Below are 11,697 nucleotides of genomic sequence, written 5' to 3'. Positions count from 1 at the left end.
CCCCCGGTAGTCATACAGGTAACCGGATTCAACGGTTGAACCGTAAGGGCAAACCCTTGCAGCTGTCATTAAGACTTTCGGCGTGCCAGGCGATCTGACCCGACACTAAAGTGGTAGATACGCTGTGGCGAAACCGCCGCTCGGCAAAGGGCGTCCAGCCACATTGCGCCAAAATCGGCTGGCGGGATACCGCCCGACCCTCGGGCTCTGGGCGAATCAGCACCAGGTCGGCCCAGTAGCCTTCGCGTAAGTATCCGCGGTCAGGAATGGCGAACAGGTCGGCCACGCGATGACTGGTCTTGGCGACCAGCGTGGTCAACGGCAGTACGTGGTCGGCCACCAGTTCCAGCAATGCGGGCAGGGCATGTTGTACCAAGGGTAGACCGGCTGGGGCCAGTGGGTAGGGGCGCTGTTTCTCTGCCCAGGTATGCGGGGCATGGTCACTGCCGATAACGTCCAGTCGATTGCCCAACAATGCCAGGCGCAGGGCGTCACGATCGGCCTGGGTCTTGATTGCCGGATTGCATTTGATCAAGTTGCCCAGGCGCGGATAGTCACGGTCATCGAACAACAAATGATGCAGACAAACCTCGGCAGTAATCTGTTTCTGCGCCAGGGGTTTGTCCTCGAACAGGGTCAGCTCCTGCGCGGTGGTCAGGTGCAGGACGTGTAATCGGGTGCCAAAGCGCTTGGCCAATTCCACCGCCAGTGACGAGGAGCGAAAGCATGCCTGAGCGTCGCGAATCAGCGGGTGAGCGCCGGCTGGAACATTGTCGCCATAGCGCTCGGCGAAACGCTGCTGGTTTTCCTGAATGCTCGGCGTGTGCTCGCAGTGTGCCAGGAGCACAGTGGGTACTTCGGCAAATAGACGCTCCAGTACCTGCGGGTCATCCACCAGCATGTTGCCGGTCGAGGCGCCCATGAACACTTTGACGCCGGCCACGGCGCTTGGGTTGAGCGCCGCGACCGTATCGAGGTTGTCGTTGCTGACCCCGAAGTGGAAGCCATAGTTGGCCACGGAACTGAGTGCAGCCCGGCGTTTTTTGTCCTCCAGTGCGGCCAGCGTCAACGTCGCGGGCTGAGTGTTGGGCATGTCCATAAAACTGGTGATGCCACCCACCACGGCAGCCCGCGATTCTGTGTAGAAGCTGCCTTTGTCTGGCGCGCCAGGCTCACGAAAGTGCACTTGGTCGTCGATCATCCCTGGCAACAACCATTGGCCATTTGCGTCGATTTCCAATGCCGCATTTTCGCCCTCGATGCTACTGGCGATTTTGACGATCCGGCCGTGATCTACCAGCAGATCCGCATCGAACTGCTGCCCCTCATTGACCAGACGCGCGTTGCGAATCAGCACGCTATTCATCTCAGAACTCGTTCTGCAGGGCTTTATACCCGCGCACCAGATCGACGTTGGTACGCGCGACATCTTCGGAAAACTCCGAGGCGCTGACGCTGACCGGCGGGAATTGGGACAGGTCGGTTGCGGGGCCGATCCGTGTGGTCGAGGGTACGTAAAAAGCCGGAGGCAGATCCCGGCCGTCGACCACCGAGTTATGCCGCACCACACAGCCGTCATCTACGGCGCAATTGAACAGCACGCTATTGAAACCGATGAACACCCGATCACCGACGGTGCAGGGACCATGGACGATGGAGCGATGAGCGATTGAGCTGAACTCGCCAATGGTCACGGCAGCACCTGATTTGGAGTGGATGACCACGCCGTCCTGAATGTTCGAATTGGCGCCAATGGTGATTGGCTGCATGCTGCCTGACGCATCGACTTCATCGGCACGGATGACGGCGTAGGGCCCGACAAAAACGTTTTCGCCAATGATCACCTTGCCGCAGATGATTGCGGTTTTATCGATGTAGGCGGACTCGGCAATGACGGGCAAATCGCCGGAAGGATTCTTGCGGATCATGCGGCCTCCCGCTTCCAGCGGCTTTCGGCCACGGCGTCATGAGCGTGCAAGCTCTCGGCGTGGACCACGCGCAGGTCAAATCCCTGGAGGCCGGGAAAGCGTCTTAACGCCAGGTGCAGGCGTCGCGCCGCATCTTCACAGAACATCAGGTTCTGCCCGTTGGCCAAGGCGAAGGCCTGCTCGTCCACGCGCTTGACTGCGGTTTGCACGGCGGTTCCCAGCGCTGCTTCGGCGGCGTTGATGGCGGCAACCAAGGGTAGGTCGTCCACGCTGTTATCCAGATGCAGGTTCAGATGAGCGGTGCTGCGCTGGCTATGAGGCGTTGCCGTGATGCCATTCGCTGAGCCAAGCCAGGTCAGGACGTCTGCGTGATGCAAAGGCTTGTTGGCAAAGTCGTCGACGAATTGCTGTTGAATCAGCTGTCTGGAGAGCGCGGCTGAGCACGGGCAGGTGGATGAGTAAGGCACCTCTAACTTCAGTTCCACGTGGAACATTTCGCACTGCAGGCGCGCATCAACGATCAGTGGATAGCTTTTCCATCCCGCCAACGGACTGACCAATGCCGGTCGTTTCAACAGCAAGGCCGTATGAATGCGCAGGTAGGCGGCTTGGGACAAACCGTTGTGGCTATCGAGGAATGATTGCAGTACGCGGCGTAGCAGGGCGGGACTCAAGTTCCCCAACTCCAGCATTTCCAACGCCAGGTACAACCGCGACATATGAATGCCCCGGGCCTCTGCGTTATCCAGGCTGACACCCGCGTCAGCGATCGCACTTACACGCTGGTCATCCAGGATTACAGGAACAGCGATCCCGCACATGCCCACCCAATCCAGAAGCAAAGATTGGCGTGAAGCCTGCGCGGCTATATCCGGCAAAGTCAGGGCATTCATGAATAGGTCCGTCGGTGAAATTTTTGAAAGATGTTATATCGTAACAATACGTCCGGCGAGAGTTTTTTTGATGCGCGGTTAAAGCGGTTTTAGCAGCCGGTCAAGCGGCTACAAGTGAACCTGGCACTTGAGCCTCCCGAACTGGAAAAACGGTTGAGGGTGGTCCAACCAACGCGCCGGCTGTAGCCGACCCAGGCTTCGCCGTCGGAGGCCAGGCCGGTGAAGAAGGTCAGTTGGCCGTAACGGCTGCTGGTCTGCGCCCAATAGCGTTTGCCGAGCTGTTCATAGCCGCGCGTGTAGGTGGTATCGCCTGCGGTGGCAATGCTATAGGCATTGCCTTGCGGATCCACGCAAGCCAGCAGATTGGCGCTGCGGGTGCAGGTTGTCTGGCCTGGCGGTAAAGCATTAGCGTCAGTCATGACCATCAGCGACAGGCCGAAAAGCGTGCATTTCAAGGCGATGTGCATGGGATTCTCACAGTTGGGGCGCGCTCAGGATTACGCCCTTCGTCGTGGGGCGGCAAGGGCAGAGTGGATTATTTGCATTGTTATACTATAACATTTGCGATTCGCCGTTTTCTCGCTCCTCATGGAGGACCCCTGATGCCCAATCGTCTCCCCGTTACCGTGTTGTCCGGTTTTCTTGGTGCCGGCAAAAGTACGCTGCTCAACCATGTCCTGCGCAACCGCGAGAACTTGCGGGTGGCGGTGATCGTCAACGACATGAGTGAAATCAACATCGACGGCAGCGCGGTGCAACGCGATGTCACCCTCAACCGCGCCCAGGAAAAGCTCGTGGAAATGAGCAACGGCTGCATTTGCTGCACCCTGCGCGAGGATTTGCTGGAGGAGGTCAGTGCGCTGGCCCGTGACGGTCGCTTCGATTATCTGTTGATCGAGTCCACTGGGATTTCCGAGCCGTTGCCGATAGCAGAGACCTTCACCTTTCGCGATGAATCGGGCCAAAGCCTGGCGGATATCGCGCGCCTGGACACCATGGTGACGGTGGTCGACGGGATGAACTTCCTGCTCGACTATCAGGCCGCTGAAAGTCTTGCCTCTCGCGGGGAGACCCTGGGTGAGGATGACGAGCGGTCGATCACGGATCTGCTGATCGAGCAGATCGAATTCGCGGATGTGCTGCTGATCAGCAAGATCGATTTGATCAGCAGCGCCGAGCGCGAAGAGTTAGTGGCGATTCTCAAGCGCTTGAACGCCCAGGCGCGGATTATTCCGATGGTCATGGGGGAGGTGCCGCTCAAGCAGATTCTCAACACCGGTCGCTTCGATTTCGAGAAAGCCTCACAAGCCCCCGGCTGGTTGCAGGAGTTGCGCGGCGCGCATGTGCCGGAAACTACCGAGTACGGCATCGCCTCAAGCGCCTATCGAGCGCGTCGGCCGTTTCATCCGCAGCGCTTCTTCAATTTTATCAATCGCCCCTGGGTGAACGGGAAGCTGCTGCGTTCAAAAGGGTTTTTCTGGCTGGCCAGCAAGCACCAGGACGCCGGCAGTTGGTCGCAGGCCGGTGGTTTGATGCGTCATGGTTTTGCCGGGCGCTGGTGGCGGTTCGTGCCGAAAAACCAGTGGCCAGATGATCAGGAAAGTACCGCTGCGATTCTGCAGAACTGGACGGCAACCACCGGTGATTGCCGCCAGGAGCTGGTGTTCATTGGCCAGAACATCGACTTCGCCCAGCTGACTAATGAGCTTGATGAGTGCCTGTTGAGTGATGCTGAGATGGCGCTGGGTATCGAGGGCTGGCGTCTGCTGGAAGATCCTTTTGGACCCTGGATCGACGAGGAGGCGGCCTGATGCCGAAGCAGGTCCTTGGCCAGACTCCCGAGGTGTTCGCCCGGATACTCGAGGACGATACCAACCTGACCGTCTGGCAGCGTCAGTTACCGCTGCATATCGCCGATTTCGGTGAGTTGCTGCTGTCGTTGCAGCAGCCATTGGCCGAGTCGCTGGTGGTGGAGTTGGCGGATGACGAAGTACCGCCGAACTTGAAGGGATTGGCCTCCAGCTACAGCGATCTCGAGGGATACGAAGGCTTTATCGCCGATGTGTCCTGGCTGATTAGCGCTTTTGCCTGCCTGTTGGGCGCGCGGCGCATTGGCGTTCGTGTTCGAGCGCTGGATAAGGCCATGTGTCCGCGCTTTCACGTTGATCACGTACCGGTGCGACTGATTACCACCTATGCCGGCCTCGGCAGCCAGTGGCTTGGAGAAGACGCCATGAGCCGTCAGCATCTGGGCAATGTGCTAGCCGAGCCCGAGGACTGTCAACACATGCTCTGTGGTGAAGTGGCGCTGCTCAAGGGCGAAAAGTGGCAAGGTAACGAAGGATTTGGCCTGGTCCACCGATCGCCTCAACCGCTGTCTGGTGAACGCCGGTTGATCCTGACCCTGGACTGGCTGGCCTGAGTCCGGCGGTGATAGTGCATCGCTCATTGCTCAGGCATATTGGTGGCACCTCTCCATGATGCCGTTATCTGCTGTGAAATCTTCCAGTCTGTTGCACAACATCCCCACCCACGTGATTGCCGGCCCGCTGGGGGCTGGCAAGACCAGTTTGCTCAAGCAATTGCTGGCGCAGCGGCCAGTACATGAGCGCTGGGCCGTGCTGATCAATGAGTTCGGGCAAATCGGCATCGACGCTGCGCTGCTGACCTCCGATGCCGATGGCATCGCCTTGGGCGAAGTCGCCGGCGGCTGCCTGTGTTGCGTCAACGGCGCTCCGTTCCAGATTGGTCTGGGGCGCCTTCTGCGCAAATCCCGCCCTGACCGCCTGTTCATTGAGCCTTCCGGGCTTGGCCATCCCGTCCAGTTAATCCGGCAACTGAGCGAAGCGCCTTGGCGAGGCGTGTTGACGATCCAGCCCTGCGTCATGGTGCTCGATGCGCAAGCACTGGCCGCCGGTAAACCGCTGCCGAGCGCTCAAGAACAAGCTATACCGGATGCCGGCCTGTTGCTGTTGAACAAGGCGGCCGATCTGGGTGACGAAGCGCGACAACGGATTCGCGACCGGTTGCCACAGATTCCGCTGATTTGGACCGAGCAGGGGCAGTTACTCTTGAGCGAGCTGCCGGGAATAGAGCAGCGCGGCAACGCCGCTGTGGATAACGTGAGCGGGGCATCGGCCTCGCCGCCGCTGATCTGGACCGATCCACGTTTGCCAATCTGCCTCAGTCAGCATCAGAAAGGCGGCTGGAGCATCGGTTGGCGCTGGCACCCGAGCCAGGTGTTTGATCGCCAGGGGCTGCAGGACTGGCTGCAGACGCTGGATTGGCGCCGGGCAAAAGCGGTTATCCACAGCCCTGACGGCTGGGAGTCGCTCAACGCGCTGGATAACGCCGCCTTGCAGTGGCAGCCCAGTGAATGGCGTCAGGACTCACGTCTGGAATTGATTTTCGACGCACCACAGGCAATTGACGAACTAAAGGAGCACTTTGCGCGCTGCCGTCACTGACGCCACTTGCTGTGATCCTGGCGCCATTGGCTGAGCTCGATGACTTCGGCGCTTTGCACCTCGGGCTTTTCCTCGTGGGGGATCGGGTAGGGCGCCAGTTCGATCTGCGCACTGTGGGCGCCGAACTGGGTGATAGTCCCGGTATGGCGGGTTTCGCCGGTCACGGTGAACTCAAAGTTGTAGATCCGCGCCAGGCGCCGGCGTCCATTGGCGTCTTTGACCAAGCCGATTTTTTTCAGCGCCACGTTACCGTCGAGCAGTTCGATATCGAGTTTGGCGCAATGCCGCTTGACCCTTTCCAGCGCCCGCTCGCGCAAGCCGTGGTTGTGCCACAGCCACGCCGCACCGGTGGCCAGCAGCATCAGGACAAAGATGTTTCCCAGGGTCAGCATCCACAACACTCCAACTAATTAGCCGCAGCTTAACTGCGACATTGGCCTGTCGTACAGGCTGCGTTTAGTCGCATACTGCTCGGCTCGAATTTCAATGGTTTTACGGACATCCCGCATGAAACGTACACCTCATCTGCTCGCCATCCAGTCTCACGTGGTTTTCGGTCATGCCGGCAACAGCGCCGCGGTTTTCCCGATGCAGCGGGTCGGGGTAAATGTCTGGCCGCTGAACACGGTGCAGTTTTCCAACCACACTCAGTACGGCCAGTGGGCGGGCGAGGTACTGGCGCCGCAGCAGATTCCGGCGCTGGTGGAGGGAATTGCGGCGATTGGCGAACTGGGTAACTGCGATGCAGTGCTATCGGGTTATCTGGGCAGTGCCGATCAGGGCCGGGCGATCCTCAGTGGCGTGGCGCGAATCAAGGCGGTCAATCCTCATGCCTTGTACCTCTGTGATCCGGTGATGGGACATGCCGAGAAAGGCTGCATCGTGCCTGCCGAGGTCAGCGACTTCCTGCTGAACGAAGCCGCGTCGGTGGCCGACTTCATGTGCCCGAATCAGTTGGAGCTGGACAGCTTTTCCGGGCGCAAGCCGCAGTCACTGTTCGATTGCCTGGCCATGGCCCGGGCGCTGTTGGCCCGTGGCCCGAAGGCAGTGCTGGTCAAACATCTGGATTATCCCGGCAAGTTGCCGGACGGGTTCGAGATGCTCTTGGTGACGGCTGAAGGCAGTTGGCATCTACGTCGACCGCTGCTGGCCTTCCCGCGTCAGCCTGTCGGAGTTGGCGACCTGACGTCGGGTCTGTTCCTCGCGCGTGTCCTGCTGGGTGACAGCCTGGTTGCTGCGTTTGAATTCGCCGCCGCGGCGGTGCACGAAGTGCTGCTGGAAACCCAGGCCTGTGCCAGCTACGAACTGCAACTGGTGCGGGCCCAGGATCGTATCGCTCATCCGCGGGTGAAATTCGAGGCGACGGCAATCAGCCTCTGACGCTCGCGCATCAGACGTCGGCCTTGAGTTCCTGGTAACGCTTTTCCATTTCCTGGCGGATCTGCCGGCGCTGCTTGCCCTGGATGAAGCGGCGGCGGTCCTCGCTGTTCTGCGGCTGCAGCGGCGGGACGGGGGCCGGCTTGCGCTCATCGTCGAGCGAGACCATGGTGAAGAAGCAACTGTTGGTGTGACGCACCGAGCGCTCGCGGATGTTTTCGGTGACCACCTTGATGCCGACTTCCATCGACGTGTTGCCGGTGTAGTTGACCGACGCAAGGAACGTCACCAGTTCACCGACATGAATCGGTTCGCGAAAGATCACCTGGTCGACCGACAGGGTCACTACGTAGCGGCCGGCATATCGGCTGGCGCAGGCGTAGGCCACTTCATCCAGGTATTTGAGCAGGGTGCCGCCGTGGACATTGCCAGAGAAGTTGGCCATGTCGGGGGTCATCAGGACGGTCATCGACAGCTGGGCGTTTCCGGGTTCCATAGCACACTCACGGTGGTAGGCAGCAATTCGGGGAGCGCCTCTGCGGGCACTTGATCAGTTTTTAAAACCATCCTTTACGGGACGCCACGCCCGGCGCGGTCGTCACGCTTGTATCCATCTGTTTCCATATATTGCACCGCGTTTCTGCCTTAAGTCGCGGTGTTACCCTGCGAAAGTCCTTTTGCGTGGCCTTTTCTCGTGCCCGTTGATCGGATGCCGCCGCCCGTACCCCACGTCAAGGAGCCTTCGCCATGCATGCCATCAGTTTCATTCAGGATTTGGCAGTGATCATGATGGTGGCCGGGGTAGTGACCGTATTGTTTCACCGGATGAAACAACCGGTGGTCCTCGGTTACATCGTCGCCGGCTTCATCATCGGTCCGCACACGCCACCATTCGGGCTGATTCACGACGAACAGACCATCAAGACCCTGGCGGAGTTGGGGGTGATCTTCCTGATGTTCTGTCTCGGTCTGGAGTTCAGCCTGCGCAAGCTGTTCAAGGTCGGCGCGACGGCCTTTATCGCGGCGTTCCTGGAAATCGTGCTGATGATCTGGATCGGCTACGAAATCGGCCGCTGGTTCGACTGGAACACCATGGATTCGCTGTTCCTTGGCGCAATCCTGGCCATTTCCTCGACCACCATCATCGTCAAGGCTCTGAATGACTTGAAGATGAAAAACGAGCGCTTTGCCCAGCTGATTTTTGGCGTGCTGATCGTCGAGGACATTCTGGGCATCGGCATCATTGCCTTGCTCTCGAGCATCGCCGTCAGTGGCACCGTGAGTTCCGGCGAGGTGTTCTCCACCGTCGGCAAACTGTCGCTGTTCATGATCGTCGCCCTGGTGGTGGGCATCCTGCTGGTGCCCAGACTATTGGCCTACGTGGCCAAATTCGAAAGCAATGAAATGCTGCTGATCACCGTGCTGGGCCTGTGTTTCGGTTTCTGCCTGCTGGTGGTCAAGCTGGAGTACAGCATGGTGCTGGGAGCGTTCCTGATTGGCGCAATCATGGCCGAGTCCCGGCAGTTGCTGAAAATTGAGCGTTTGATCGAACCGGTTCGCGACCTGTTCAGTGCGATCTTCTTCGTCGCCATCGGCCTGATGCTCGACCCGATGATCCTGTTGCAATACGCCTGGCCGATTGCAGTGATTACCGTGGCGGTGGTGCTGGGGAAAATGTTCTCGTGCGGACTCGGGGCATTCATTGCCGGCAATGATGGACGTACCTCACTGCGGGTAGGGATGGGGTTGTCGCAGATTGGCGAATTTTCTTTCATCATCGCAGCGCTGGGCATGACCCTGCAGGTCACCAGTAATTTCCTTTACCCGGTGGCCGTGGCGGTTTCGGTGATCACCACCCTGCTGACGCCATACCTGATCCGTGCCGCCGATCCGTTGTCGATCAAGCTCGCCAATGTGATTCCGACCCGGCTGGGTCGGGTGTTGGGGATGTATGGCGAATGGCTGCGCAGTATTCAGCCGCAGGGTGAGGGCGCGATGCTGGCCTCGATGATCCGGCGGATTCTGTTGCAGGTCGGGGTCAACCTGGCGCTGGTGGTGGCGATCTTTTTCTCGGGGGCGTTCTTTGCCGAGCGCATGTCTGCCTACCTGCAAGACTGGATCAGTGACCCGAGCTGGCAGAAAGCGTTGATCTGGGGTGGGGCGTTGCTGGTGTCGTTGCCGTTCCTGATTGCGGCTTATCGCAAGCTCAAGGCACTGTCGATGCTGCTGGCAGAGATGGGCGTCAAGCCGGAGATGGCCGGGCGCCATACGCAGCGCGTGCGTCGAGTGATCGCCGAGGTGATCCCGATTCTCTCGCTGTTGGTGATTTTCCTGTTGCTGGCAGCCTTGTCGGCCAGCATTTTGCCGACCAACAAGTTACTGCTGCTGATTGCCGTGGTCACTGCTGCCGTGGCGGCATTGCTTTGGCGTTGGTTCATCCGCGTGCACACGCGGATGCAAGTGGCCCTGCTGGAAACCCTGGATAACCACAAGGATTCATCCGGGCATTGACCCGGCCGGGCGTCTGGCCCATCAGCTTTCCAGCCAGACGTCCCGCGCCCAGTGCCATACCGATTCCCAGGTCTCTTCGGTGACCAGTTCTTCTTCGGCCGACCACAGCACCACAGTGCCGTCTTCCTCGACGCAGTAGTAGTCGTCACCGTCCTGGCAGATCGGGATCAGGCTGCGGTCGACGCCGGCATCCCATGCGTTGGCGGCAACGTCTGGCAGGTAGGTGTGGGATTGTGGGTCGGTGACAGTCACCGGCTCCAGGCTGCCGTAGACGACATCGCTGACGGTCAGCAGGAATTCGCGGAAGACAAACGGGATGTCGATGAACAGCTGTTCCTCGATTTCCACCAGCAGGTCTTCGTCGGGCAGCTCCAAGGGCACCGGTACCGGTTCGTTGGCTTCTCGCAGTTGTTCGATGATTTCTTCCACGTCCGGGATCCTCTTGCTCAATGGCGCGGTTTGGTTGGGGCGGTTTATACAGTAGCTTGCTATAGATGCAACCGCGAAATAGAAAACCCCAGCCGAGGCTGGGGTTTTTTTTACTGCATGCAAAACTGCAGGGTATTAGCCGTTCTGGCGGATACCGGCGACCAGCCAAGGCTGGTTCTCGCCTTGCGGACGTTCCATGTTCCAGCTTTCGCTGAACACTTCGCCCTGGTCGAAGCGCGAGGTCTTCGACACGCCGCTGAAGGTCAGAGTGGCGATGGTCTTGTCTGCGCGATCGTCCACGCCGTCCAGTTGCACAGTCAGGTTGTCGATGTAGGTCGACTGGAAGCCGTCGCCCAGGTCGGCACGTTCGCGCTTGAGGAACTCAAGCAGTTGCGGGGTCACGAACTCGGCGATCTTGTCCATTTCGTTGGCGTCCCAGTGCTGTTGCAGGGACTGGAAGTGGTTGCGCGCAGCTTCGATGAAGCGCTGTTCATTGAACCAGGCTGGTGCGTTGATCACCGGACGAGCGGCAGCGGGTGCAGCCGAGCCACCGAAGATCGAGCCCATGGCCGGCTTCTGCTCGAAGGCTTCACGTTGCATAGGTGCGTGACCGGCAGGTGCCAGGTGCTCCTGCTGTTTGCGACGACGCGAAGCGATGAAGCGGAAGATCACGAAGGCGATGACCGCCATGATCAGCATGTCGAAGATCTGCATGCCCTGGAAGCCGTCGCCCATGAACATGGAGGCCAGCAGGCCACCGGCAGCGATACCGGCCAGAGGGCCGAGCCAGCGCGAAGCACCGCCGGCCTTGGCGGCAGCGCCAGCGGCACCGGCAGCACCGGCGGTCGCAGCTGCGCCGCCCATGCCTGGAGAGGAAGGAGCCATTTGGCTGGTCTGGTGCGACGGCGCAGCGCCGGAGCTTTTGCCGCCACCAAAGCGCTTGGCGTTGGCGTCCAGGCTCATCGTCAGGCCGATGCACAACGCCATGGCGATGCTAAGAAAACGTTTCATAAAGGGAATTCCCATTTGTGGATGGCACGCGCGCCATGTTGCACAGGTGAAGTGTTACTGGCTAGCGGCAGAGTGTTTCGG

13 protein-coding genes are annotated in these 11,697 nt (G+C 59.6%); 5 read left to right on the top strand and 8 right to left on the bottom strand.

The genetic code is table 11. From position 1 onward, the window contains the following. Positions 1-28: 28 nt before the first annotated feature. The 4 genes from KW062_RS00540 to KW062_RS00525 all read right to left on the bottom strand — a co-directional run bounded on the left by KW062_RS00540 (position 29) and on the right by KW062_RS00525 (position 3,288). Positions 29-1,366: a dihydroorotase gene (locus KW062_RS00540; protein WP_105753544.1), complete on the bottom strand. Its 1,338-nt coding sequence runs from the start codon at positions 1,364-1,366 to the stop codon at positions 29-31. Between the two features lies 1 nt (position 1,367). Continuing rightward, on the bottom strand, positions 1,368-1,928 hold the full coding sequence (locus KW062_RS00535) for a gamma carbonic anhydrase family protein (protein ID WP_105753545.1): 561 nt from the start codon (positions 1,926-1,928) through the stop codon (positions 1,368-1,370). Continuing rightward, positions 1,925-2,821, bottom strand: a complete 897-nt coding sequence (folE2, locus tag KW062_RS00530; protein ID WP_027616746.1) for a GTP cyclohydrolase FolE2 — start codon at positions 2,819-2,821, stop codon at positions 1,925-1,927. Before folE2 ends, KW062_RS00535 begins: the two co-directional genes overlap by 4 nt. An 89-nt stretch (positions 2,822-2,910) precedes the next feature. Then, entirely contained in the window at positions 2,911-3,288 is a 378-nt protein-coding gene (locus KW062_RS00525; protein WP_027616747.1) for a hypothetical protein, read from the bottom strand. A gap of 135 nt (positions 3,289-3,423) precedes the next feature. Between KW062_RS00525 and zigA the strand changes: the two genes are divergently transcribed. From zigA to KW062_RS00510, 3 genes are all read left to right on the top strand, one after another. Continuing rightward, positions 3,424-4,632, top strand: coding sequence for a zinc metallochaperone GTPase ZigA (gene zigA, locus KW062_RS00520; protein ID WP_027616748.1), 1,209 nt, complete (start codon positions 3,424-3,426; stop codon positions 4,630-4,632). Further along, complete coding sequence (locus tag KW062_RS00515; RefSeq protein WP_033865964.1) at positions 4,632-5,243, top strand: DUF1826 domain-containing protein; 612 nt, start codon at positions 4,632-4,634, stop codon at positions 5,241-5,243. Before zigA ends, KW062_RS00515 begins: the two co-directional genes overlap by 1 nt. Positions 5,244-5,331: 88 nt before the next feature. Beyond that, positions 5,332-6,288 (top strand): CobW family GTP-binding protein, encoded by a 957-nt coding sequence (locus KW062_RS00510; protein WP_105753727.1) that lies wholly within the window; start codon positions 5,332-5,334, stop codon positions 6,286-6,288. On the opposite strand, the gene KW062_RS00505 is transcribed toward KW062_RS00510, so the two are convergent. Further along, positions 6,282-6,680, bottom strand: a complete 399-nt coding sequence (locus KW062_RS00505; protein ID WP_027616751.1) for a DUF3301 domain-containing protein — start codon at positions 6,678-6,680, stop codon at positions 6,282-6,284. The two genes, KW062_RS00510 and KW062_RS00505, sit on opposite strands and share 7 nt — an antisense overlap. A gap of 115 nt (positions 6,681-6,795) precedes the next feature. On the opposite strand from KW062_RS00505, the gene pdxY reads away from it, so the two are divergent. Continuing rightward, positions 6,796-7,668 carry a pyridoxal kinase PdxY gene (gene pdxY / locus KW062_RS00500; RefSeq protein WP_027616752.1) on the top strand — a complete coding sequence of 291 codons (873 nt, stop codon included), beginning with the start codon at positions 6,796-6,798 and terminating at the stop codon, positions 7,666-7,668. A 10-nt stretch (positions 7,669-7,678) separates the two neighbouring features. On the opposite strand, the gene KW062_RS00495 is transcribed toward pdxY, so the two are convergent. After that, a complete protein-coding gene (locus KW062_RS00495; protein ID WP_027616753.1) occupies positions 7,679-8,161 on the bottom strand; it encodes an acyl-CoA thioesterase in 483 nt (160 codons plus the stop codon). A 251-nt stretch (positions 8,162-8,412) separates the two neighbouring features. Between KW062_RS00495 and KW062_RS00490 the strand changes: the two genes are divergently transcribed. Continuing rightward, on the top strand, positions 8,413-10,176 hold the full coding sequence (locus KW062_RS00490; RefSeq protein ID WP_105753546.1) for a cation:proton antiporter: 1,764 nt from the start codon (positions 8,413-8,415) through the stop codon (positions 10,174-10,176). A gap of 21 nt (positions 10,177-10,197) precedes the next feature. Here the strand turns inward: KW062_RS00490 and KW062_RS00485 are convergent, their stop codons facing one another. Together KW062_RS00485 and KW062_RS00480 are read right to left on the bottom strand one after the other, a co-directional pair. Continuing rightward, a complete protein-coding gene (locus KW062_RS00485) occupies positions 10,198-10,605 on the bottom strand; it encodes an SMI1/KNR4 family protein (protein WP_014720555.1) in 408 nt (135 codons plus the stop codon). A gap of 135 nt (positions 10,606-10,740) precedes the next feature. Beyond that, positions 10,741-11,616, bottom strand: coding sequence for a Tim44 domain-containing protein (locus tag KW062_RS00480; RefSeq protein ID WP_027616755.1), 876 nt, complete (start codon positions 11,614-11,616; stop codon positions 10,741-10,743). Positions 11,617-11,697 lie beyond the last annotated feature (81 nt).

Source organism: Pseudomonas fluorescens (assembly GCF_019212185.1).
GTDB lineage: Bacteria > Pseudomonadota > Gammaproteobacteria > Pseudomonadales > Pseudomonadaceae > Aquipseudomonas.
The sequence above is the reverse complement of the archived record's forward strand: the minus strand, read 5'-3'. Positions and strand labels throughout refer to the sequence as shown.